Below are 23,853 nucleotides of genomic sequence, written 5' to 3' on the forward strand. Positions count from 1 at the left end.
TGCTCAGGTGATCAATGCTTAGTAAAGTTGCAGTAGGCAGTTTTATTTTAGATTATACAATATTTAATATACCCTATTCCTTTAAAAGGTTTACCGCTTATTGCACTGATTCGCCGGGATGTTTTTTGAAAGATTGTTGGGAATTTGGTGTTTGAATATTTAAAAAAGTCTTGGCTTTAGTCTCGTGATTCTTGTTTGCGTTTAAATCACTGCCTTTCAATATTTCTGCGAAATAGTGGAATGGTTCCGGTACTGTCGGGTTCCAGGGGCTCTTGAAATTCCCGGTCGAGTTCTGTTTCAAAATTTTCGGGGGTCTTCAGGAAAAGTTCGTTGAGCTGCAACTTGAAATTATCAAATTCGGTGATCATGTCTTCAGCAAGATCAAGTATTTCGTCGGGGTTCTTTTGTTTTTTATTTGAAAGTTGGTGGAGTATCTGTGCTTTGGTATAAAGAACATTGGCACGGGCTTCAACCGCTGTACTTTTTAAGGAATCAGGAATGGTGGTACGCAGGTTTTCCATGATCTGTACGAGATTATTTGCCGAGCTGAGTATTTCCTGTCCGGTACTGTTTTCTAAATTCTGAATTTCGTTCTGTGCAGTGGCGTATGCGAGCCATTCTCCGGCAACCTCCCTTGCTTCAGGTAAAAGATTTACCGAGCGGGTAGTGTTTACCTCCAAAGGATCTAAAAATGATTTTTCAGAATCAATTGGAGGAACCGGTGCTTCCTGTTTTTCTACGCAGGAAAAGAAGGAGACAAAACTCAATAACAGAACAATTTTTCTCATTTTCTAAAGATATGCTTTTCGTACAGTTTTTTTAAGGCATTATATCCAAAATGGCCCCTGATTTAGGATCAGGGAATTTCTCATCTTTCCTGAATTGAATATCTTTGCTGCTACTTAAAAAAGAAACTTTTATGGCTTCAAAGATATTGATAATTGGCGCTTGCGGGCAAATAGGAACCGAACTTACTATGGCCCTGCGGGAAAACCAGGGAAAAGAGAATATAATTGCCTGTGACATTAGGGAAGGAAGCAAAGAGTTGATGGCTTCTGGCCCTTTTGAGATCGCCGATGCTACCAACTATCATCAAATTGAAGACCTTGTTATTCAATATGATATTGATGAAATATACTTAATGGCAGCTATGCTGAGTGCTACAGCCGAAAAGTTCCCCATGAAAGGCTGGGCATTGAACATGGATTCTTTGTTCCACGTTCTTAACCTTGCAAAAGATGGAAAAGTGAGCAAGGTTTTTTGGCCGTCAAGTATTGCTGTCTTTGGGCCTACCACGCCTAAACAAAATACTCCTCAAACCACTATCATGGAGCCAACCACGGTTTATGGAATAAGCAAACAGGCCGGGGAGCGCTGGTGTGAATATTATCACAGGAAATTTGGCGTTGATGTAAGAAGTATCCGTTATCCGGGGTTGATTAGTTATAAGACACTGCCCGGCGGTGGTACTACAGATTATGCTGTGGAGATTTACCATGAGGCCCTGAAAACCGAAAAATACACCTCCTTCCTAAAAGAAGATACCGAGCTACCTATGATGTTTATGGATGATGCTATTAGAGCCACTATTTCTTTAATGGAAGCCCCGGCTGAGAATGTGAAAATAAGATCTTCATACAATCTTTCTGCTCTTAACTTCACTCCAGAGACACTTGCTGCTTCAATACAAAAACATATTCCTGATTTTGAAATTTCTTACGATCCCGATTTTAGACAGGCAATAGCCGATTCGTGGCCATCAAGCATTGATGATTCTGCTGCCCGCCAGGACTGGGGCTGGAGGCATGAATTTGACCTCGAGAAAATGACTTCCCAAATGCTGGAAGGAATCAAGGAAGTACATCATGTATAAAACCAAAAAAAGTCCTGCACACTGTGCAGGACTTTTTGATTGAGCTAAAAACTAATATGATTAGTTGATTACGCGCACTCTAGTTGCGGTCAATCCTTTTCTTCCTTCTTCTTCCTCATACTCAACTTTGTCTCCTTCATTAAGAGTTTCTCCGTTAAGTCCTGTAACGTGAACAAAGATGTCTCTTCCTGTGTCGTCGTTGGTGATGAATCCGTAACCTTTTGATTCATTGAAAAATTTAACTGTACCTTCCATTGTAAAAAAATAATAATTAATAAAGTACAAACATAATCCAATTATTGAAACAGGGGTTAATCAAATTGTTATTTATTTCTAAAAATTTTAAAACGTGGCAGTTACTTCTTTTTCCGATCGTTCATTTTCTTCAAATTTTCATCGGAAAGCGTGTAATCTTTTAATTTTTTTCCGCGCCAGCGAAGTACCAGGAACATGGGTAAGAGAAAGAAAACTGTCGCAAGCACAGAGAGCCCCACAATCCTGTCTCCTAATGCCTGATCATCCTGCATAATATAAAACCCCGCTAAAAAGGAGATCCCGATTAAAATGGCCACTATTTGGGTAAGAATGGATAAAACTTTCATACTGTTACTTCTATTAACTTCTTCCTGTAGGCAGTAAGAAGCTTAGATTTTGATACAAACCCAAGATACTTATTCTTTCGCACTACCGGAAGGTTCCAGGCATCAGTTTCCTGAAATTTTTTCATTATCGTTTTTGGGCTGTCTTTTTCTTCATCAATGATATCGGGTGCTGCCTGCATAAGCTCCTCAATCTTTACGCTGTCGTAAAGTTTTTTGTCAAACATTATTGGTCTTATGTCATCCAGCAATAGCACACCCATAAAGTTATTGTCGCTATCTACCACGGGAAAAATATTCCGCGATGATTTTACCACACCTTCCTTCACAATCTCACCCAAAGTCATGCCTGTCTTTAAAGTAACAAAGTTCCTTTCTATAACCTGCTTTATATTCATAAGGGTAAGTACGGCATGATCTTTATTATGTGTGATCAGCTCTCCACGTTTTGCCAGTTCACTGGTGTATACTGAGTGTGGCAGGAACCGGGTAGTGATCATAAAAGATATTGCTGAAGTGATCATTAGCGGCACAAAAAGTTCGTATCCGTGAGTGAGCTCAGCAATCAGGAAGATGGCAGTAAGAGGTGCGTGAAGCACTCCCGCCATTAGTCCGGCCATTCCCACGAGGGTAAAATTACTTACCGATAATGGACTTCTTAATACATTAATGTGGTTCATGAACAAAGCAAAGCAATGCCCCATGGTGCTTCCCATAAATAGAACGGGAGCAAATATCCCTCCAATTCCACCTGCGTTAAAAGTAAGCGAAGTGGCCACAATTTTGAAGATCACCAGCCCGGCAAGGAGCGCAATGATCACCCAAAAATTGTCTAGGTATTCATTGAACAAGCTACTGCCCAAAGCTTCAAGATAATCTTCTTGCAGCAAATTATTTATTACATTGTAACCTTCTCCATACAGCGGCGGAATGAGAAAAAGAAGCACTCCCAGTGCTCCTCCTCCCACAAGTAAGCGGTGAAAAGGAGAATCCAGACGCTTAAATAATTTATTGATCCAGAAATAAACTTTTGTAAAGTAGATGGAGCAGAGGCTAGCCAATACACCCAGGAGGATGTAATAAGGCACATCACTCATTTCAAAGCTGTCTTTAAGGCTAAAAGGCAAAATAATATCTGAACCAAAGAAAAAGTACGAAGTAAGTATAGCAGAAACTGAAGCCAGTAACAAAGGTAGAAGGGAGGCCAGGGTGAGGTCCAGGCTAAAAACTTCAATGGCGAATACAATTGCCGCAATAGGAGCCTTGAAGATACTTGACATGGCACCGGCTGCCGCACAACTAATGAGTAAGGTGCGGGTCGCCTGGTTCATGTTAAAAGCTCTCGAGATATTTGAACCCAGGGACGCTCCTGTTGCTACTGTGGGGCCTTCAAGCCCTACAGATCCTCCAAACCCTACCGTGATAGGTGCTGTGAGTATGGAGGCATACATTTGCATGGGCTTCATAAGCCCTTTTTTCTTTGAAATGGCGTACAAAGTTGAAGGTATACCGTGCCCTATGGGATGTCTTATCCCATACCTTGCTATGAATAATGTAAGTGCCAGCCCAACTATAGGAAAGATGAAGTAGAAAGCATGGTGATAGTTTACAATTAGCTCCCCTTCAAGTAAACGCTGAATAAAGTGGGTGAGGTTCTTGATCACCACAGCTGCCAAACCTGCAGTAAAACCTATGAGGGCCGCCAGTATCATTACAAACTGCTGCAAAGAAAGGTGTTTGGTTCTCCAAATCAAAAACCTTGTAAATAACGGATTCCTGCTTTTAGTACTCATAGTAATAAAGAAAAAAATGTCCTGCCAGGCAGGACATTTATATTAGGAATTAACTTGTAACTTTAAGTTTAGCTCTTTAAGTTGATCTTCACTTATTCTTGCCGGAGCATCTATCATCACATCGCGGCCCGAGTTGTTTTTAGGGAAAGCGATGTAATCACGTATAGTTTCCTGACCACCCAGTATGGCAACAAGCCTGTCAAAACCAAAGGCTATACCGCCATGCGGTGGTGCGCCATATTGAAATGCATCCATGAGAAAGCCAAATTGAGCCTTAGCTTCTTCGGGTGTAAATCCAAGATGGTTGAACATCATTGCCTGTGTATTCTTGTCATGAATTCTTATGGAGCCTCCTCCAATCTCGTTTCCATTGAGCACCAGGTCATAGGCATTGGCTCTAACTTTCCCGGGTTCGGTGTCAAGTAATTTGATGTCTTCGGGTTTTGGGGAAGTGAAAGGGTGGTGCATGGCGTGATACCTTCCTGTTTCTTCATCCCACTCTAAAAGGGGAAAATCAACCACCCATAGCGGTGCAAATTCGTCGGCTTTCCTTAAGCCCAGTTCATTGCCCAGGTGCATTCTTAGTGCACTTAACTGGGTTCGGGTTTTATCGGCATCACCTGCCATTACCAGGATAAGGTCTCCTGCTTTTGCTCCTGTTCTCTCTGCCCATGCTTTAAGGTCTTCTTCCGAATAAAATTTGTCAACCGAAGATTTCAGTGATCCGTCTTCGTTGTATTTTACCCAAACCAATCCGTTAGCACCAATCTGAGGTCTTTTTACCCAGTCAATAAGTTTATCGATCTCTTTTCTTGTATAGGAAGCAGCACCCGGAACCGCAATTCCTACTACCAGTTCCTGTTGATCAAAAACATTGAAGCCTTTGTTCTTGGCCAGGTCATCAAGTTCGCCGAATTCCATTCCAAAACGAATGTCGGGTTTGTCATTTCCGTATTTCCTCATGGCCTGCTCATAGGTCATGCGCGGAAATTCTGAAATCTCAACGCCTTTAACTGCTTTGATGAGGTTACGTGTAAAATCTTCAAACATGTTTAAGATATCTTCCTGCTCTACAAAAGCCATTTCACAGTCAATTTGTGTGAACTCCGGCTGCCTGTCTGCACGCAAATCTTCATCTCTAAAACATTTTACGATCTGGAAGTATTTATCCATTCCGCCTACCATAAGCAGTTGCTTAAAAGTTTGTGGCGACTGTGGTAAAGCGTAAAACTGTCCTTCGTTCATGCGGCTGGGAACCACAAAATCTCTGGCACCTTCGGGCGTAGATTTAATTAATACAGGAGTTTCAACCTCAATAAATCCTTTTTCTGATAAAAGTTTACGCACTTCCATAGCCACTTTGCTGCGGAAGATGAGTTTGTTCTTCACCGGGTTACGTCTTATGTCGAGGTAACGATACTTCATCCTAAGGTCTTCGCCTCCATCAGTTTCATCTTCTATAGTAAACGGCGGAAGTTGAGCCGAATTAAGAATATTTAATTCTGAAACCAGGATCTCCACATCACCAGTCGGCATGTTAGGGTTTTTGGATTCCCGCTCAATGACTTCTCCTTTCACCTGAATCACAAACTCGCGACCCAGCTGGGAAGCTTTTTCCATGATCTCTTTTGGGGTGCGTTTCTCGTCAAAAATAAGCTGGGTAAGGCCATACCTGTCCCGTAGATCAACCCACACCATAAATCCTTTATCCCTGGTCTTTTGTACCCATCCTGAGAGGGTTACTTGCTTTCCTTGGTCTTCTATTCTTAATTCCCCGCAGGTATGACTTCTGTACATAATCGTTTTGATCTTTTAGAGGGGCAAAAATAAGAAGAACTCACGGGATTGAAAGAAGATTGGAAAAAGTAATCGAGAAAATTTGAATCTAAATTTAAAGAGGTGCCAAAAATGGCATTTTTGGGAGGTCTTCCTGAAAATGCTTTTGGCTTTCAGGCTTTTGGCTTTTAACGTGGAATTAATTGCCAATGATTATAATTTTTTCCCACTGATCTCGCGGATATACGCAGATCATTTAGAGCAGCGCGTTGGCGCGGATTTGCAATCCGTGCCGTGTACAATCAATTTTTCGCCACGAATCCACTAATTTTCTGTTTTTTTTCTGAAGTTTTTTGTGAACGAAAACTTTGGGCTCTTAAGAAATGTCTGCCACAGATGCACAAATGATTTTATTTGAAAATTTCTATTTCGTTCCTGCCTGTGACAAGGCATAAATTGGAATTTGGTGCTTGACTATTTCTTATTTATTATGTGAGGTGGGCGCGGATTTGCAATCCGTGCCATGTACAAACATTTTTTCGCCACCAATCAACGAATTTTTTTTCTGAAGTTTTTTGTGAACGAATACTTTGGGCTCTTGTGAAATTTTTGCCACAGATGCACAGAGGATTTTATTTAAAAATTTCTATTTCGTTCCTACCTGTGACAAGGCATAAATTGGAATTTGGTGCTTGTGTATTTCTTATTTATTACGTGAGGTTGGTGCGGATTTGCAATCCGTGCCGAGCACAAACACATTTTTTCGTCACGAATCCACGAATTTTCTGTTTTTTTCTGAAGTTTTTTGTGAATGAAACTTTGGGCTCTTGTGAAATTTTTGCCACAGATGCACAGATGCACAGATGGTTTTATTTGAAAATTTCTGTTTCATTCCTGTCTGTGACAAGGCATAAATTGGAATTTGGTGCTTGAGTATTTCTTATTTATTACGTGAAGTTGGCGCGGATTTTCAATCCGCGCCGTGTACAAACATTTCTTTGCCACGAATCCACGAATTTTCTGTTTTTTTCTGAAGTTTTTTGTGAACAAAACTTTGGGCTCTTGAAATGTCTGCCACAGATGCACAGATGATTTTATTTGAAAATTTCTATTTCGTTCCTGCCTGTGACAAGGCATAAATTGGAATTTGGTGCTTGTGTATTTCTTATTTATTACGTGAGGTTGGCGCGGATTTGTAATCCGTGCCGAGCACAACCAACTCTTTTGCCACGAATCCACGAATTTTCTGTTTTTTTCTGAAGTTTTTTGTGAACGAAAACTTTGGACTCTTGTGAAATGTCTGCCACAGATGCACAGAGGATTTTATTTAAAAATTTCTATTTCGTTCCTACCTGTGACAAGGCATAAATTGGAATTTGGTGCTTGAGTATTTCTTATTTATTACCTGAGGTTGGCGCGGATTTGTAATCCGTGCCGAGTAGAATCTTTATTTGCCAAGAATCCACGAATTTTTTTCTTTGCAATCCGGGCCGTGTACAATCACGGGGCAGGGAGTGAATTGGATTTTTCAGCTAAAATTTCAGCATAAAAAAAAGCTGCACATCACTGCGCAGCTTTTCTATTAATATCAATATAATCTAGTGGTGAATCCTTGTGAAATGCACCTTATCATTAATAGCATTAAGGATAAAGTTGTCATCAAGACCATTCACGATCCAGGTTTCAATCTTGGCTTTTTGAGTGATCTCGGCAGCCGAAACTTTTGATTCCATTCCGCCGGTACCGTGAGTTGATTTTGTCTCGCTCATTACTTCTTTCTTGAGCTCTGCCAAATCACTTACCTTACGGATGGTTTCCGGAGTTTTAGCTTCAATTGTACCTTTTTTGTAGACACCATGCGTATTAGTGGCAATGATAAATAAATCTACGTCAAGTAAAGCCGCTGTTTGCGCAGCAAGATTGTCATTATCACCAAACTTTATAGCATCGGTAGAAGAAGTGTCATTCTCGTTAATAATAGGGATGTAATCATTCTTTACCAGCACATTTACAGTGTTGATGATGTTTTGACGGGAATCTTCATTGCTAAAGTCGTTTGGCGATAGCAAACACTGCCCTATCAACAACCCAAGCTCTCTAAAGCTTTCCTGGAAAATACGCATAAGGTGCGGCTGGCCAATAGATGCTAAAGCTTGCTTTACATCTATATTCTCGCCACTGCGTTCCAGGTTCACAAATTGCTTGGCTACAGCTACAGCCCCCGAACTGATGATCACGAACTCGTAATCGTCTTTTAAGGCGGCAATCTGCCGGCCTATATCTTCAATTTTTCCTCTCGAAATATGGTCGGTTTCTTTGGTTAGCGTATTAGAACCTAATTTTAAAAGTATCCTCTTTTTCTTCTTTGGAGTTTCCATTTGTATATTATTCTGTTCTAAAATTTTATCGAGTTTGTCCATTTCCGTGAATATACCATTTGTTGGTTACTAGGTGCTGAAGCCCTATTGGCCCCCGCTGGTGTAGTTTATCTGTACTAATGGCAAGTTCTCCACCAAGTCCTAATTGTCCGCCATCAGTAAATCTTGTTGAAGCATTGTGGTAAACCGCTGCATTATCAACATTTTCCATGAATTTCTGTGCTTCCTTGTCATCTTTTGAAATAATAGATGCCGAATGCCCGCCAGAATATTTGTTGATTTTGGCAATAGCTTCGGTTACAGAATCTACTTCCCCTATCAATGCTTTATAGTCGAGAAATTCCTCATACCATTCATCTTCACTGTTAAGAGGTCGTGTGCCATCTAAATCTTCAAGAGACTTATCGGCAATTACCTCTACATTGTGCTCCTTCAGGGTGCTTAAAAGTTCATTTATGAACTCTTTTTTATTCGGAAGCCTTGAATCGATCAATACTTTATCTACGGCGTTACAGGCAGAAATTTTTCCTGTTTTTCCGTTTAAGATCACATCAATAGCAATATCTGTATCGGCATTTTCGTGAATGTAGACGAAGTTGTTTCCGCGTCCGCTCACAATCACCTGTGCCGAAGAATTTTCTTTAACGAATTTGATAAGGCGTTCCCCACCACGTGGTACCACAAGGTCTACCTGCTGATTTGGGTTAGCGAGAAATTCCTGAGTTTGTTTTCTGTCAAACTGAAGGTATTCTACCCAGTTTGGAGAAATATTATTTTCTTCAAGAGCCTGGTGCCAAAGTTTTACAATTTCCAGGTTTGAATTAAGGGATTCTTTTCCTCCTTTAAGAAGGATCTTGTTTCCCGATTTAAAGGCGATCCCTGCAGCTTCAACAGTTACATCGGGTCTTGATTCATAAATGATCATTACGGTACCAAAAGATGCGGTACGGTTGTATACCTGCATGCCGTTTTCATGCTTAAAGCTGAATCTTTCCACTCCTACCGGGTCTTCCTGGGAAGCCAGGTGTTTTAAGGAGCCTATCATACCTTCAATTTTGGCATCATCAACTTTTAACCGGTCTTCCATGGCCAGATCTTCCCCGGAATAGCTGTCGAGGTCGATCTTATTTGCTTTTAAAATATTGTCTTTTTCCTTTTCCACAAGATTTGCCATTGAGACCAAAACTGCGTTACGTTCATCAATGGTTAACTGAGTGTTCATTCGTTGAATTTTAATTAATAATTAAATTGTTCCTGCCTTAAGTGTCCAAACACTTTGCCAGACTGCCTATATATAAAAAAACCTAGATTTATCCGGAGGTTTCTAATATTCAGGTTCAAAAATGGCATTTTAAGCAGTTAATTTTTCTCTCTTATTCCTAACTTTTACGCGGCCTCTGTTCACCAGATAAAGCATTGCGGGAACCACCACGAGTGTTAGGAAGGTGGCGAAAATAAGGCCGAATATAACCGTCCAGGCCAATGGCCCCCAGAAGATTACGTTATCACCACCAATGTATATTTGAGGATCGTAATTTGTGAAAAGGGAGAAAAAATCTATGTTGAGTCCTATAGCGAGAGGAATGAGACCTAACACTGTCGTAATGGCAGTTAAAAGTACAGGCCGCAATCTTGACTTGCCTCCTTCAACAATCGTCTCAAAATACTGGCCTTTTGTCAGTAGGTCTTTATCGTCAATTCCAAGACTGTCTTTTTTGCGGTCAATAAGTATCTGGGTATAATCTACCAGTACTATAGCATTGTTTACTACAATTCCTGCCAGGGAAATAATTCCCATCATGGTCATAATAATGATAAAATCCATCTGGAATACTACCAGCCCAAGAAAGACTCCTGCTAAAGACAGGAATACTGCTATGAGAATGATCAATGGTTTTGGAATGGAGTTGAACTGGGCAACCAGGATAAGTAGAATTCCGCCTAACCCAATTAAAAGGGCTTTTAGAAGGAATGACATATTTTCCTGCTGTTTTTCCTGTTCGCCCGTAAATTCAAGAGAAATCCCTTCTGGAAGATCGTAAGAAGCGAGTTCCTTTTGAAGCTGCTCTACAATGGCGTTTCCGTTATATCCTTCCAGAACATTGGAATACAGAGTGATCACCCGCTTTAAATCTTTCCGTTTTATGGCACTAAAGGAGGAAGTGAGCTCTGTTTTTGTCACCGAAGATATTGGTACCTGTACAATGTTTCCGGTGCTTTGGTTTTTAAAAGTGATGGGCTGATTAAAAAGGGCGTTTTCGTTATACCTTAGATCTTCATTGAACCGCACATTAATTGGATAATCTTCATCACCTTCTTTAAAGGTAGAGATCTCTTCGCCATAAATTGCCCTTCGCAAAGTTTGTCCCACTGTACCTGTAGAGACGCCAAGCTGCCCTGCCTTTACGCGGTCTACCTGCACGTTGAGCTCAGGTTTAGATTTGTTCACATCTATTTGCAGCTCTTCAATGCCGGGAATGTTCATTTCCCCAATTTGCTTCCTCAGGTTTTCGGCAGTGATAAGCATTTGCTCATAATCTTCGCCTTTTAATTCGATGTTGATAGGATAACCTACAGGTGGCCCTGCAGCATCTTTTTCAACAATGATCGAAGCCCCGGGAAAATCCTGTACGGCATCGCGAACCTCCGAAAGTACATGGCTACTCTTCACCCCACGGCGGTCTTTAAACTCGCGCATGGTGAGGGTAACTTTCCCCTTGTGAGGCATATCGTTTTGCTGGCCCCCGTCTGTCTGCGGATTTCCGGCACCGCGGCCCACTTGTGAGATGGCCGATTCTACCATGAAGTTGTATCCGTCTTCGTCTTCATATTTTTCTATCACCTCATAAACCTGCTGCTCAACTTGCTTGGTGATCTCATTGGTCTTTTTGATATCGGTTCCTTCAGGCAGTTCTATATAGGTAATGATCTGGTTAGGCTCATTTTCAGGGAAAAAGAGCACCTTCGGCTGTACAATGCTCACCAAAATAAAAGACAGGATGAGCATGGCTAAAGTTCCGAAGAAAACCAGGTAAGAATTTTTTCCGCGGAGAGAAAAACGCAGGGTAGCTTCATACTTTTTCTCCAGTTTCTTCAACGCCCTGTACTGGAAAAAGTCTACCCAGCTGCTTAGAAAATATTTGTATGCCCACAGCAAAATGGCGGCAAGAATAGAGAGATTCCCGGCTGCCCTAAGGCCGCCCATGTCAAGCACAAATCCGGCAATGAGAAGTATTATTCCCACCCCGGTCAAAATTGCACTTATGCGAATAAGCTTCTTTTTTGTGAGCTCCTTTTCTTCAGTTTTCATAAATTCTGAAGTCAGCATCGAGTTGATAATTAATGCCACAAAGAGGGAAGAACCCAGTACAATAGATAAAGTGATGGGGAAGTAGACCATGAACTTTCCTATGGTTCCCGGCCACAACGCCAGTGGGAAAAAGGCTGCAAGCGTTGTTGCGGTTGAAGCAATAATAGGCCAGGCAATTTCACCCACCCCTTGTTTTGCTGCTTTTATTCTTGGCACTCCCTGGTCCATAAGGCTGTACACGTTTTCTACTACCACAATCCCGTTATCTACCAGCATTCCCAGCCCCATTACCAGCGCAAAAAGCACCATAGTGTTCAGTGTAAAGCCTATGCTTGATAGAATAATAAAGGAGAGAAACATGGAAAGAGGGATTGCAAACCCCACAAAAAGGGCATTTCGGAAACCCAGAAAGAACATGAGCACCACCACTACCAGGATGATCCCGAAGATAATGTTGTTCACCAGGTCATCAACCATATTCTCTGTAGTGGTAGACTGGTCGTTAGTAAAGGAGATGTGAAGATCGTCTGGAAGGCTTGTTTCCTGCTCTTCTTTGACTATGGCCTTAATATTTTCAATGGCCTCGATCATGTTCTTACCGCCCCGCTTCTTGATATCGAGCATCACCACGGGTTCTCCATGCTCCCGTGCAAAGGTGGTGGGTTCCTGTTCCTGGAATTTGATCTCTGCTATATCCCGCAAAAAGACATTTCCGTCTTCCCTTTTTACAATGACGTTCTTAAGTTCATCGGGATTGGTTATTTCTCCAAGTATGCGAATATTCTTTTGAATTCCTCCTGTGATCACATTTCCGCCAGAGATGGTCTGGTTCTCCATGCTCACGGCACTAATAATGTCCTGGAAGCTCACTTTTGAAGCAGTCATCTTGTAAATGTCTACCGCGATCTCCACCTCTTTCTCCTCGGCACCCCTAACGGAAGCTTCTTTTATCTGCGGAAGAAGTTCGATCCTGTCCTGCAGGTATTCTGCATATTCCTTTAATTGTTGCACCGGATAATCACCCGTAAGGTTTACGTTGAGAATGGGCATTTCTTCGGAAATATTCAGGTCGAAGACGTTGGGTTCTACTTTGGCGCCATTATCGAGCGTGGGCCAGGTGGTTGCTGCTTTTTGCTGGTCAACCTTATCTTTCACCTTTTGCTTTGCTGCATCTACTGAAATATCTTCGTCAAATTCCACGATCACCAGGGAGTAATCCTGAAGCGTGGTAGAAGAGATGTCCTGCACACCGGCAATATTGTTGAATTCTTCCTCGAGAGGCTCGGTGATAAATTTCTCTACATCTTCTGCGGAATTTCCGGGGTTCACCGAACTCACGTAGATCTTGGTTTCTACAACTTCGGGGAAAGACTCCCTCGGCATGCTGTAGTAAGACATCAGGCCGCCAATAAGAATGATGGCCACGATGACATACACCGTCATGCGGTTGTCTATAGCCCAGGAAGAAAGTTTAAATTCTTTATCTAATTTCATCTTAGTTCAATGCTTTGCGGTCAGCTATCTCTACCTGTTCCCCTTCCTGAATGCTGCGGGCGCCATTGGTAATAAGTAAATCTCCCACCTGCAGGCCTGTAAGTACTTCTATAGCATTGTCATAGACCATTCCTGTTTTTAAGACCCTTTTTTGGGCTACTCCTGTACTATCGCTTTCTTTTTGAACTACAAAAGCAACATTCTCGCCGGCAGAATTCTTCTGAATCAGGTTTTCGGGAATAATAATAGCATTTTCCGAAGTGTAATCGTTGATCCTTACATTGGCAATAAGGTTGGGTTTCACCTGCTCCTGGCTGGGTGGTACTGCAATCTGGATCTCAAAGGTCCTGTTGTCGGGATTCACAAAATTCCCTACCTGCCTCACCGTGCTGGTAAACGAAGTGCCGGTGGCCGCTATATCTACCATTACTTCGGTTCCTTTTTTAATGGTTCCCAGGTAAGATTCAGGTACTGCGGCGGTGATGTACATATCAGACAAATTAATGAGCCTGAAAAGCCTGCTTTGCCCAGGATTAACTACTTCTCCCTGTTCCGAAAAAATTTCATCTATTACTCCGCTAAAAGGAGCTCTTACCACTGTCTTTGCCAGTTGTGAGCGCATTTGTTTCACCGAGTTTTGCAGTGCTTCATAATTGGTTTTTGCTTCCAGGTATTGTATCTCACTACCTATGTTCTGGTTCCAAAGCCTTTGTTGTCTCTCAAAAGTGGTTTTGGCGAGGGCTGCCTGGGCTTCCATTTGTGCCAGCTGGCTTGAGAGCCCGCCTTCATCAATGCGTGCCAAAATTTGCCCTTTTTGAACCCTGTCGCCTTCCTCTACTGTTATATTTTCAAGAAGTCCGGAATATTCGGGGTAAATGATGATATTCTGGCGGGTTTCCACATCACCCGGCAGCTCAACATAATGTTTAAAGAGGGAATCTGAGACTTTTCTTGTGCTTACCAGGGTGAATCCGTTATTTCCGGCCAGTTTTTCAATGGCAGCATCCAGTTTTGTGATCTGGGAAGACAGTTCACTTTGCTTAGCACTTAAATCGGCTTTTTTGGCCCTTATTTCGCTGAGGTCGCCACTTTCAATAATTTCTTCGACAGAATCACTTTTTCCGCAGGAAATTAGGAGTAGTAAGATTACGGGTATCAGGTTTATCTTTTTCATTTTTTTTGACTGTTCGTTGTTGGTTATTCTTCTTCAGAATAAGTTTTAGTGCTTAGCACGTTTTCAAGTTTTACTTTAGCATTGATCACTTCAAGCATGGCCTGTAACAGGTTTTGTTGTGCAGTGTATAGCTGCCGCTGCGCCTCGCTGAGCTCAAAGCTACTGGCAAGGCCTTCAAAGAATTTGATCTGGTTCTTGTTCTCAATTCGTTCGGCCAGGGCCAGGCTTTCCTGCTGGGTTTCAAAATTTTCAAGACTGTAGCGGTAATCGGCTTTTGCGGCATCTATTTCCAGAGAGATCTGGTTCCTGGTTTCCTCAAGATCCAGCATGGCCTGGTCGTATTCCAGTTGTTTTTGCTTGGTGCGGGCGTTTCTCATCCCGCTGCTAAACACAGGCACGTTAAGGCTTATCCCCAAAATAGACTGTTGGTAATATACCTGATCATCATTGAAAAAGGTGAAGGAGTCGCTGTTGCCGTTGGTGCCGTAGTTAATAAAACCGGTGAGGCTTGGCAGCGCTTTGGCCTTTTCTAATCTCACATAGATCCTTGCGGCTTCTGCGGAATTTTGAGCGATGCGTACATCGATATTTTCTTCTACCGGAATGCTCTCTTCCAGCAATTGTAAATCATAAAACTGAAGTGCAAGAGTGTTGAGGTCATCTGTAGGGATTATTTCACGTTCTACCGGAAGGCCCATCGCCATGTTAAGCAACTGGTGGGATATACTCAACATGCGCCTGTTACGGTTTAGATTGTTTTCAAGGCTAAGCCGGGTGATCTTTAGCTGTTCCACATCTTCTTCTTCAGTAAGGCCATTCTCAAAGATTTTTTGGGTGTCATTGAGATTCTTTGTCACATTCTCGAGATTGTTCTCCAGGATCTCAACACTTTCACGGGCCATAAGCACATTTCCGTAGGCGTTTATAATAGCCTTTCTCACCTCTAGATCGGTTTTGATTTTGGCATTTTTGGAAATTTGAAGCAGGGTACGGGCCGATTGTACGCCCACAATATAAGAGCCGTCAAAAATAAGCTGCTGCCAGGTAGCTGTGGCACTCAGGTTTTGTTTGGTGCCAAAGCGCACCGGGACAAAAGTGCCAGGTTCACCGCCGCCAATCTCCCCCGGAATCAGGGTAACCGGTTGCTTGAGAAAGTTCTGATAATCGGCGTTAGCCGATATTTGTGGTAAACCCTGTGAAATGATCTCCCATTTTTGAGCGAGAGCCTTTTCAACCTCTTTTTCAGACTTCAGGGAAGAATAGTTATTTTCCAGGCCAATAGCGATAGCTTCTTCCAATGAAAGGGGCAGAGGCTGCGCCGGGGGTTCCTGAGCCCAGGCTTGAATATAGAGCAGGCTGCTGAATAAGTATATCAAGTGTTTCATGTTGTGCTGCTTGCGGTTATATAGGTTTCCAGTTTTTTAAGGCCTTTTGGGCTTACAATGGCCCTTAGGTGGTACTCTAAATGCATATTTGTAAGTTGATGTGGAGAAAATTGAGATTCGGGAAAAAATTCGTGATCCTTTGTTCCAAGAATACCTACAAAGTAAATTCGGCTAATGAACTCTACGGGAAGATCGCTGCGATAAATGCCTTTTTCAATCCCTTTTTTAAGGTTGTCTCTCGTAATTTCCTTTAGCATTTCACCCTGGTTCTCCCTTACTTTTAAGAAAACCTTCGGATAATATTTCTGCAATTGGTGCTGGGGTGAAGTTTTCTCGTGCTTTAAATGGGCGCAGGCAAATTCTTTAATAGCGTATAATTCGGCTATGGGATCTTTGTCTTTAGCTTTAATTTGCTCAATCCCTTCAGCAATATTTTGAAATACAAAATCGGCTGTGGCGTCAATTAGTTTGATTTTGGTGGGAAAATGGGTGTAAATGGTCTTCTTGGAGATACCAAGTTCAGCAGCAATCTCGTCCATAGTCACGCTTTTCACTCCCAGAGTGATAAACATGTCGGCCGCTTTTTCTACAATTTTATTTTTCAATAGAAGATATTATAAGGGCGCAAAGATAATAATGGAAACTTTAAAAACAGTTAAAGTTTCCTTAGTTTACAGATGGCCTTTGCCGGAACAGGAAAAGTAAATTTTGCGGCTGTTGATATTTTTCTTCTTGTTTTGGTATTTTAGCACAAAATCTATTTATGCTCACAGTAGACCGCTATCGTCAGGAATTTGAAGATTACTTATCCCAAAACATCGTAAAGCAGGAACCTGCAAATTTGTATGATCCTATGGTCTACATTTTGGGGCTGGGAGGAAAAAGGGTAAGGCCTGTACTGGTTTTAATGGCGGCAGAGATTCTTGGCAGTGACAGTAAAAAAGCGCTTGATGCTGCTTTGGCTATAGAGGTTTTCCATAATTTTTCCCTGGTACACGACGATATTATGGATGACGCTCCCTTGAGAAGGGGAGAGCAAACGGTGCACGAACGCTGGGATATCAATACCGGTATACTTTCAGGCGATGCCATGCTTATTAAAGCTTACCAGTTATTTGAGAAGTATCCGGGAGAAACCTTCAGGCAGCTGGCAGAGTTGTTTTCGAGCACAGCCATAAAAGTTTGTGAGGGCCAGCAGTATGATATGGATTTTGAAGTTCAGGAGAAAGTGAGCATCGATGACTATCTTAAAATGATAGAGTACAAAACCGCTGTACTTGTAGGGGCTTCCTTAAAAATGGGGGCTATTGTTGCTGAAGCTTCCGCAGAAAATTGCGACAGGATCTATGAATTTGGACGTCTTTTGGGCATCGCATTTCAATTACAGGATGATTATCTCGACGCTTTTGGAGATCCCGATTCTTTCGGAAAACAGGTTGGGGGTGACATTATTGAGAACAAAAAGACCTTCCTTTACCTGTCTTCTCTACAACATGCAGCTTCACGTGAAGCTATGCAACTGGAACATCTTTATTCAATAAATCCCCCCGACCCCAGCTCAAAAGTGGAGACTGTAAAAGGCCTTTTTGAGAGTAGTGGTGCGGCTGAACTTACTCGTAAAGAAATTGAGAAGTACACTACAAAGGCATTTGAGGTACTCGAAGAATTGCAAATTCCGGAAGAAAGAAAAAAGCCGCTCTACAATTTCGGAAAAGGCCTGATGAATCGGCAGGTTTAAAAATATCAGAAATATACGGTGACAAATGGCATTAGTGCATTTGCATAGATGCTTTTTTCGTCAATGTGCAGCACATCATATCGAACGCCTATGCTCACGGGGCCTGTAACATAGCCCAAACCCAGAAAAAGCCCCGGATACCAGTAGGAATCCTTTTTATTTGTTCCGTCCAGCTCAAAATTTCGGGAGACATAATGTTCTTCAAATTCTGCGGAAAGCTGTAACGGGTTTAAAGGCCGAAGTAAGCCAATAAGGCTGCCGCCGGTTGTATAAGAGGAGTAGCGGGAAGTTTTGTTATAAGAACCCAGAAGCCCAGCTCCTGCAGAAACATAAGAATTAAAATCATAAATGGCTTTTGGGGCTATGTATCCGCTGAAGTAACCATTATTAACATTTAGACCCAAACTTCCGCCAAAACGAACATCTTCCAAAAATGCCCTTTTTGGCACCTCTCTCTCCTGTGCAACCAAATATGAATGAGTGGAATATAGCGTTATAATTAAAAGCAAAAGCTTCTTTTTGTTACTGAGAAAGAAGTTCATAATGTTAAAAGTTTTTAAGGTATAAGGTAAATATATTAAATGCTCCTGTGCTTCTTTTTTAAAAATTGTACTTTTGTAACGTTTTACAAAAAAGAAACAGGTAGTTTCATATTATGGATAAATTTTCATTTTTAAATGCCGCACATACAGCATATTTCGCTGAACTTTACGACCAGTACCTACAATATCCCGATAGTGTAGAACCCAGCTGGAGAGCTTTTTTCCAGGGTTTTGACTTTGGTTTGGAGACTTCGGGGAATGGGCAGACATACGTTGAACACCCCGAAAGCGGTGAGCCGGTAGAAATGTCCGATTCGGTACTCAAGGAATTCCGGGTGGTAAAGCTGATTGAAGGATATCGCAGTCGCGGCCACCTTTTTACAAAGACCAACCCGGTACGGGAAAGAAGAAAATATAGCCCCACGTTAGATATTCAGAATTTTGACCTCAGTGAGAGTGACCTCGATACTGTTTTTAATGCGGGCGATATTTTAGGATTAGGACCTTCTACCCTTAGAGAGATTGTAGCGCACCTTCGCAAGGTGTATTGCGATTCTATTGGCGTAGAATATATGTTCATTAGAAATCCTGAACAGGTAAAGTGGATACAGGACAGGCTAAATATAAATGAAAATCAACCCGCTTTTACTGCGCCGCAAAAAAAGCATATTCTAAAGAAACTCAACGAAGCAGTTTCTTTTGAGAATTTTCTTCATACCAAATATGTTGGGCAGAAAAGGTTTTCTCTCGAAGGAGGAGAAAGTTTGATTCCGGCGCTCGATGCTATCATCGAAAAAGCAGCCGATTTGGGTGTGAAAGATTTCGTGATGGGAATGGCCCACAGAGGGCGGCTTAGTACCCTTACCAATATCTTCGGAAAAAGTGCGAAAGACATTTTTACTGAATTTGATGGGAAAGATTACGAAGAAGATGTTTTTGACGGGGATGTGAAATATCACCTGGGATGGACTTCCTGTCGCAAGACCGACAATGGGAAAGAGATCAATATAAATATCGCCCCCAACCCTTCCCACCTGGAAACAGTAGGGGCCGTGGTGCAGGGAATTACCCGTGGTAAGCAAGACCGTCACTACCAAAATAAGGCCGACGCTGTTCTGCCTATTATTGTACATGGTGACGCAGCAATTGCCGGGCAGGGTATAGTCTATGAGATTGTTCAAATGTCGCAGCTGGAAGGCTATTCTACCGGCGGGACCATACATATTGTAGTGAATAACCAGATAGGTTTTACTACCAATTATCTTGACGGCCGCTCTTCGACTTATTGTACAGATGTGGCTAAGGTGACCAAGTCTCCTGTATTGCACGTTAATGCCGATGATGTGGAAGCTGTGGTACATGCCGTACTTTTTGCACTGGACTTTAGGATGCAATTTGGGAAAGATGTCTTTATAGATCTTCTGGGATATAGAAAATACGGGCATAACGAAGGTGATGAGCCAAGATTTACCCAGCCAAAACTTTACAAAGCCATAGCTAGCCATAGTAACCCACGGGATATTTATGCTGAAAAACTTCAGGAACAGGGAATTATTGATGATTCTCATGTGAAGAAACTGGAAGAAGAATATAAGGCGAAGCTGGAAGAGAATCTCGAGGATTCCCGTAAAGAGGAAAAGACAAGGATCACTCCTTTTATGCAGGATGAGTGGGAAGGTTTTGAGCATGTAGATGAATCCCGCATGATGGAAGAGGTAGATACTACCATTGATATGGAAGTGCTTACCGAAGTGGCCCAGGCCGTGTCAGAGCTTCCTTCAGATAAAAAATTCCTTAGAAAAATTAAGAAACTGGTGGAGCTTCGCCGCACCATGTTCTTTGAAAGCAATAGCCTTGACTGGAGTATGGCCGAATTACTTGCCTACGGCACGCTTATTAAAGAAGGTTACTATGTAAGAATGAGCGGGCAGGATGTTGAAAGAGGAACTTTTTCTCACCGTCACGCCGTAGTTAAGGTAGAAGACAGTGAAGAAGAGATCATCCTGTTGAACCAGATCAAAGGCACAATCTGCGATACCAGGAAAGGTTCTTCGTGTGACTTTAAAGTATATAATTCGCTTTTATCTGAATATGGGGTTGTAGGGTTTGATTATGGTTATGCCATGGCAAGTCCTAACTGCTTAACTATTTGGGAAGCGCAGTTTGGGGATTTCAGTAATGGAGCTCAAATTATGATCGACCAGTATATTTCGGCAGCCGAAGATAAATGGAAGCTTCAGAATGGATTGGTGATGTTCCTGCCTCATGGTTATGAAGGTCAGGGTGCAGAGCATTCTTCAGGAAGAATGGAGCGATACCTGCAATTATGTGCTAAAGACAATATGTTTGTAGCCGATGTTACCACGCCTGCGAATATGTTTCACCTGTTGAGAAGGCAGATGAAGGTGAACTATAGAAAACCATTAATTATATTTACTCCAAAAAGTTTGCTTAGGCACCCCAAAGTAGTCTCTACAAAAGAAGAGTTTGCTAACGGAACTTTTCAGCCGCTTATAGATGATGCTGAAGCTAAAGCCGATAAAGTAAAATCTTTAGTATTTTGTACCGGTAAATTCTACTATGATCTTCTTGAGCGTAGAGAGGAATTAGAACGGGATGATGTGGCTCTGGTTAGAATAGAACAGTTGTTCCCACTACCGGCAGAACAAATAAAGGCTGTAATTAGCAAGTACAAAAATGCCGATGATGTAGTATGGGCACAGGAAGAGCCAAGAAATATGGGAGCTTATAGCCATTTGTTGCTACATTTAGAGGAGACAAAGAACTTTAGAGTATGTAGCAGGAAGTTTTACGGTTCTCCGGCGGCAGGAAGCTCGGTGAGGTTTAAAAAACGTCACGAAAAAGTAATAGAATCTGTTTTTGATAAGACCTTAGAGGTCACTGTTAAGTAATTAGAAAATTTGCCAACAGTAGTTGGCGTATAAAAATAAAAAAGAAGAAATCATGGCTTTAGAAATGAAAGTCCCTTCTCCGGGAGAATCAATTACCGAAGTTGAAATCGCACAGTGGCTGGTTTCAGACGGAGATTATGTAGAAAAAGATCAGGCAATTGCCGAAGTAGATAGTGACAAGGCAACCCTTGAACTTCCGGCAGAAGCGAGTGGGATCATTACCCTTAAGGCAGAAGAAGGCGATGCTGTAGCTGTAGGACAGGTAGTTTGCCTTATTGATACAGATGCGCCTAAACCCGGAGGTGGAGAGAGTGATTCTAAAGAAGTGGTAAAAGAAGAGAAAGAAGCGACTTCGGCTAAAGAAGAAGAACTTGAATCTTCTAGAAAAGACAATAAGAAGGCTGAAGCCAAAACCGAATCGTCTTCAAAACCAAGTACACCGGCCCAAAAGCAGGATACTTATGCTACAGGTAGTCCTTCGCCGGCTGCTAAAAAGATCCTCGATGAAAAAGGAATGGACGCGAAGTCTGTGAAGGGAACCGGTCGTGACGGCAGGATCACCAAAGAGGATGCGACCAATGCCAAGCCTTCAATGGGTACTCCCGGGAATGGCAAGCGCGGGGAAGAGCGTAAGAAAATGTCTATGTTGCGCCGCCGTGTAGCCGAACGTTTAGTAGAGGTTAAGAATGAAACAGCCATGCTTACTACTTTTAATGAAGTAGATATGTCTGCAATCTTCTCCCTTCGCAAACAATACAAAGATGAGTTTAAAGACAGGCATGGGGTAAGCCTTGGTTTTATGTCTTTCTTTACTCTTGCCGTAGTTCGCGCACTTGATCTTTACCCCGGAGTGAATTCAATGATTGACGGAGATTTCCAGGTGAAGTACGACTATAAAGATATCAGTATTGCTGTATCTGGCCCAAAAGGTCTTATGGTTCCGGTGTTGAGAAATGTCGAAAACATGAGTTTTAGAGCTGTGGAAGCTGAGATCAAACGCCTTGCAATAAAGGTGCGTGATGGACAGATCACTGTAGATGAAATGACCGGCGGAACGTTTACCATTACCAATGGTGGAGTGTTTGGATCTATGCTTTCAACTCCAATTATCAATCCTCCGCAAAGCGGAATTCTCGGAATGCACAATATTGTAGACCGTCCGGTGGCAATTGATGGTCACGTAGAAATTCGTCCTATCATGTACGTTGCTCTTTCTTATGATCACAGGATTATTGATGGTAAAGAGTCAGTAGGATTCCTTGTGGCAGTAAAAGAAGCTCTGGAAAATCCTGAAGAACTTTTAATGGATAATGATATAAAGAGAGCTCTCGAGCTTTAAGAGTGTCAAAAATAGCAAAAAAGAGAGGCAATGATTTCAGGATCATTGCCTCTCTTTTTTTGTACTAATAAGCCAACAGGGTGTAGATGTTGAGCAGTAGTACAAAAATAATCAATGCTGCCATTAAAGCCGGAAACACCGGCAGGTGCTTTAGGTTGAAGAAATTCATAGCGATAGATTTTTTTGGTGACTGTAAGTTAGAAAAAACACTACCGCTCACATATGGGGAGAATCCCCCAATTTTTAATTACTTGAGATAAAGGTTCATTGATTTGTAATCAATAATAGCTTTTCCTTTTTTTAGAATGTCGGCTCCAATGATTCCCTGTACCTTTTCGGCTTTGTGTTTTACCAAGGCATCATTTACATGCCTTAAATCGAACAGTACCAGGTCAACCTTCTTTTTTTTCCATCCCTTAATTTCAATGATGTTCTTTTGTGCAATCTGGGTCATCATGTTGGTGGCACCTGCGCCTGCAGCTTTTATATCACTGTCTTCGGCCAGGAGTTCAAAATGAGAGACTGCTTCCAGGCCTACGCAGGTGCTTGATGCGCCTGTGTCAAGAATGAAATTTCCTTCTATTTGATTTATTTTAGCCTTTAATTCTAAATGCTGAGTGGCGGTATAGGTAAGTGGAATTTTTTTATATCCTTTTTCCTTGAGTAACTTCTTGAGAGATGCCATTCTTTTCTTTTTTTGACAAAGATAGCTGTATAAAATAAATTAATTTTGCCATTATGACAATTACCGATACACATACACACCTCTACAGTGAATCTTTTGATGACGACCGCAAGGAAATGATTGAAAGAGCCATAGCTGCCAATATCACCAGGTTCTTTATTCCGGCAATAGATTCTACGTATATTAAAGATATGTACTCCCTGGAAAAGGCATTTCCGGAGCATATTTTTCTCATGGCCGGTTTACATCCTACGCATGTAAAGGAAAACTTTCGGGAGGAGCTGGCGATAGTCGAAAAGCAACTTGAGGAAAGAAAGTTCTATGCCGTGGGCGAGACCGGTGTTGATCTTTATTGGGATAAATCTACACTAAAAATTCAGCAGGAAGCCTTTAGGTACCAGATTCAGCTTGCTAAAAAGCATAAGTTGCCGATAGTTATTCACTGCCGCGATGCTTTTGATGAGGTTTTTGAAGTCCTGGAGCAGGAGAAGGGAGAAAGCCTTTTTGGTATCTTTCATTGCTTTACCGGAACCTATGAGCAAGCCAAAAAAGCCCTTTCTTACAATATGAAGCTGGGTATAGGCGGGGTATTAACCTTCAAAAATGGCAAAATTGACAGGTTCTTAAGTGAAATTCCGCTTAGTGAAATTGTGCTGGAAACCGATGCGCCATATCTGGCACCGGTACCCTATAGAGGAAAAAGGAATGAAAGTCTGTATATTGTTGAAGTACTTAAAAAAGCGGCAGAGGTTTACAACACGAGTCCCGAAGAAATAGCTGAAGTTACTACCCGTAACTCCCGGGAGATTTTTGGGATATAGCAGAGACTTGTGCTTATATTTTTGTTTTTTTGCT

Annotated in this window: 18 protein-coding genes; 5 read left to right on the forward strand and 13 right to left on the reverse strand. The window is 41.9% G+C overall.

The window, feature by feature from the left end:
* Window positions 1-206: 206 nt before the first annotated feature.
* Window positions 207-788, reverse strand: a complete 582-nt coding sequence (locus V5739_RS09195; RefSeq protein ID WP_423817925.1) for a hypothetical protein — start codon at window positions 786-788, stop codon at window positions 207-209.
* 131 nt (window positions 789-919) lie between these two features.
* On the opposite strand from V5739_RS09195, the gene V5739_RS09200 reads away from it, so the two are divergent.
* Window positions 920-1,873, forward strand: a complete 954-nt coding sequence (locus tag V5739_RS09200; RefSeq protein WP_423817926.1) for an NAD-dependent epimerase/dehydratase family protein — start codon at window positions 920-922, stop codon at window positions 1,871-1,873.
* A gap of 60 nt (window positions 1,874-1,933) precedes the next feature.
* Here V5739_RS09200 and V5739_RS09205 read toward each other — a convergent pair whose 3' ends face one another.
* From V5739_RS09205 to V5739_RS09250, 10 genes are all read right to left on the reverse strand, one after another.
* Window positions 1,934-2,128 (reverse strand): cold-shock protein, encoded by a 195-nt coding sequence (locus tag V5739_RS09205; protein WP_228914110.1) that lies wholly within the window; start codon window positions 2,126-2,128, stop codon window positions 1,934-1,936.
* Window positions 2,129-2,229: 101 nt separating this feature from the next.
* Window positions 2,230-2,475, reverse strand: a complete 246-nt coding sequence (locus V5739_RS09210; RefSeq protein WP_266068034.1) for a hypothetical protein — start codon at window positions 2,473-2,475, stop codon at window positions 2,230-2,232.
* A complete protein-coding gene (locus V5739_RS09215; protein ID WP_266068033.1) occupies window positions 2,472-4,265 on the reverse strand; it encodes a chloride channel protein in 1,794 nt (597 codons plus the stop codon). Before V5739_RS09215 ends, V5739_RS09210 begins: the two co-directional genes overlap by 4 nt.
* A gap of 42 nt (window positions 4,266-4,307) precedes the next feature.
* Window positions 4,308-6,062: an aspartate--tRNA ligase gene (gene aspS, locus V5739_RS09220; protein ID WP_423817927.1), complete on the reverse strand. Its 1,755-nt coding sequence runs from the start codon at window positions 6,060-6,062 to the stop codon at window positions 4,308-4,310.
* Between the two features lie 1,577 nt (window positions 6,063-7,639).
* Window positions 7,640-8,461: a glutamate 5-kinase gene (proB, locus tag V5739_RS09225; protein ID WP_266068031.1), complete on the reverse strand. Its 822-nt coding sequence runs from the start codon at window positions 8,459-8,461 to the stop codon at window positions 7,640-7,642.
* Window positions 8,445-9,641: a glutamate-5-semialdehyde dehydrogenase gene (locus tag V5739_RS09230; RefSeq protein ID WP_423817928.1), complete on the reverse strand. Its 1,197-nt coding sequence runs from the start codon at window positions 9,639-9,641 to the stop codon at window positions 8,445-8,447. The genes proB and V5739_RS09230 overlap by 17 nt, the downstream gene beginning before the upstream one ends.
* Window positions 9,642-9,770: 129 nt before the next feature.
* A complete protein-coding gene (locus tag V5739_RS09235; RefSeq protein ID WP_423817929.1) occupies window positions 9,771-13,223 on the reverse strand; it encodes an efflux RND transporter permease subunit in 3,453 nt (1,150 codons plus the stop codon).
* A gap of 1 nt (window position 13,224) precedes the next feature.
* Window positions 13,225-14,397 carry an efflux RND transporter periplasmic adaptor subunit gene (locus V5739_RS09240; RefSeq protein WP_423817930.1) on the reverse strand — a complete coding sequence of 391 codons (1,173 nt, stop codon included), beginning with the start codon at window positions 14,395-14,397 and terminating at the stop codon, window positions 13,225-13,227.
* A 23-nt stretch (window positions 14,398-14,420) separates the two neighbouring features.
* The gene (locus V5739_RS09245; RefSeq protein ID WP_423817931.1) at window positions 14,421-15,782 is read right to left on the reverse strand and encodes a TolC family protein; all 1,362 of its coding nucleotides are present in this window, start codon (window positions 15,780-15,782) and stop codon (window positions 14,421-14,423) included.
* The gene (locus tag V5739_RS09250) at window positions 15,779-16,387 is read right to left on the reverse strand and encodes a TetR/AcrR family transcriptional regulator (protein WP_345596736.1); all 609 of its coding nucleotides are present in this window, start codon (window positions 16,385-16,387) and stop codon (window positions 15,779-15,781) included. Before V5739_RS09250 ends, V5739_RS09245 begins: the two co-directional genes overlap by 4 nt.
* Before the next feature lie 158 nt (window positions 16,388-16,545).
* Here V5739_RS09250 and V5739_RS09255 point away from each other — a divergent pair, with 158 nt between their 5' ends.
* The gene (locus V5739_RS09255; RefSeq protein ID WP_423817932.1) at window positions 16,546-17,520 is read left to right on the forward strand and encodes a polyprenyl synthetase family protein; all 975 of its coding nucleotides are present in this window, start codon (window positions 16,546-16,548) and stop codon (window positions 17,518-17,520) included.
* A gap of 5 nt (window positions 17,521-17,525) precedes the next feature.
* Here the strand turns inward: V5739_RS09255 and V5739_RS09260 are convergent, their stop codons facing one another.
* On the reverse strand, window positions 17,526-18,062 hold the full coding sequence (locus V5739_RS09260; protein WP_423817933.1) for an alpha-ketoglutarate decarboxylase: 537 nt from the start codon (window positions 18,060-18,062) through the stop codon (window positions 17,526-17,528).
* A 113-nt stretch (window positions 18,063-18,175) separates the two neighbouring features.
* Here V5739_RS09260 and V5739_RS09265 point away from each other — a divergent pair, with 113 nt between their 5' ends.
* Window positions 18,176-20,974: a 2-oxoglutarate dehydrogenase E1 component gene (locus V5739_RS09265; RefSeq protein ID WP_423817934.1), complete on the forward strand. Its 2,799-nt coding sequence runs from the start codon at window positions 18,176-18,178 to the stop codon at window positions 20,972-20,974.
* Window positions 20,975-21,026: 52 nt separating this feature from the next.
* On the forward strand, window positions 21,027-22,313 hold the full coding sequence (gene odhB / locus V5739_RS09270) for a 2-oxoglutarate dehydrogenase complex dihydrolipoyllysine-residue succinyltransferase (protein ID WP_423817935.1): 1,287 nt from the start codon (window positions 21,027-21,029) through the stop codon (window positions 22,311-22,313).
* A 247-nt stretch (window positions 22,314-22,560) separates the two neighbouring features.
* Here the strand turns inward: odhB and V5739_RS09275 are convergent, their stop codons facing one another.
* Window positions 22,561-22,998: a retropepsin-like aspartic protease gene (locus V5739_RS09275; protein WP_265162370.1), complete on the reverse strand. Its 438-nt coding sequence runs from the start codon at window positions 22,996-22,998 to the stop codon at window positions 22,561-22,563.
* A 53-nt stretch (window positions 22,999-23,051) separates the two neighbouring features.
* On the opposite strand from V5739_RS09275, the gene V5739_RS09280 reads away from it, so the two are divergent.
* Window positions 23,052-23,819, forward strand: a complete 768-nt coding sequence (locus V5739_RS09280) for a TatD family hydrolase (RefSeq protein WP_423817936.1) — start codon at window positions 23,052-23,054, stop codon at window positions 23,817-23,819.
* Window positions 23,820-23,853 lie beyond the last annotated feature (34 nt).

It is taken from the genome of Salinimicrobium sp. TIG7-5_MAKvit, assembly GCF_049569215.1.
GTDB lineage: Bacteria > Bacteroidota > Bacteroidia > Flavobacteriales > Flavobacteriaceae > Salinimicrobium > Salinimicrobium profundisediminis.

Bases quoted from the DNA above. Each gene is read 5' to 3' on its own strand.
- V5739_RS09275 (WP_265162370.1), bottom strand. From the start codon at position 22,998: ATGGCATCTCTCAAGAAGTTACTCAAGGAAAAAGGATATAAAAAAATT.
- V5739_RS09195 (WP_423817925.1), bottom strand. From the start codon at position 788: ATGAGAAAAATTGTTCTGTTATTGAGTTTTGTCTCCTTCTTTTCCTGC.
- proB (WP_266068031.1), bottom strand. From the start codon at position 8,461: ATGGACAAACTCGATAAAATTTTAGAACAGAATAATATACAAATGGAA.
- V5739_RS09230 (WP_423817928.1), bottom strand. From the start codon at position 9,641: ATGAACACTCAGTTAACCATTGATGAACGTAACGCAGTTTTGGTCTCA.
- V5739_RS09200 (WP_423817926.1), top strand. From the start codon at position 920: ATGGCTTCAAAGATATTGATAATTGGCGCTTGCGGGCAAATAGGAACC.
- odhB (WP_423817935.1), top strand. From the start codon at position 21,027: ATGGCTTTAGAAATGAAAGTCCCTTCTCCGGGAGAATCAATTACCGAA.
- V5739_RS09245 (WP_423817931.1), bottom strand. From the start codon at position 15,782: ATGAAACACTTGATATACTTATTCAGCAGCCTGCTCTATATTCAAGCC.
- V5739_RS09260 (WP_423817933.1), bottom strand. From the start codon at position 18,062: ATGAACTTCTTTCTCAGTAACAAAAAGAAGCTTTTGCTTTTAATTATA.
- V5739_RS09265 (WP_423817934.1), top strand. From the start codon at position 18,176: ATGGATAAATTTTCATTTTTAAATGCCGCACATACAGCATATTTCGCT.
- V5739_RS09240 (WP_423817930.1), bottom strand. From the start codon at position 14,397: ATGAAAAAGATAAACCTGATACCCGTAATCTTACTACTCCTAATTTCC.
- V5739_RS09280 (WP_423817936.1), top strand. From the start codon at position 23,052: ATGACAATTACCGATACACATACACACCTCTACAGTGAATCTTTTGAT.
- V5739_RS09210 (WP_266068034.1), bottom strand. From the start codon at position 2,475: ATGAAAGTTTTATCCATTCTTACCCAAATAGTGGCCATTTTAATCGGG.
- V5739_RS09205 (WP_228914110.1), bottom strand. From the start codon at position 2,128: ATGGAAGGTACAGTTAAATTTTTCAATGAATCAAAAGGTTACGGATTC.
- aspS (WP_423817927.1), bottom strand. From the start codon at position 6,062: ATGTACAGAAGTCATACCTGCGGGGAATTAAGAATAGAAGACCAAGGA.
- V5739_RS09235 (WP_423817929.1), bottom strand. From the start codon at position 13,223: ATGAAATTAGATAAAGAATTTAAACTTTCTTCCTGGGCTATAGACAAC.
- V5739_RS09215 (WP_266068033.1), bottom strand. From the start codon at position 4,265: ATGAGTACTAAAAGCAGGAATCCGTTATTTACAAGGTTTTTGATTTGG.
- V5739_RS09255 (WP_423817932.1), top strand. From the start codon at position 16,546: ATGCTCACAGTAGACCGCTATCGTCAGGAATTTGAAGATTACTTATCC.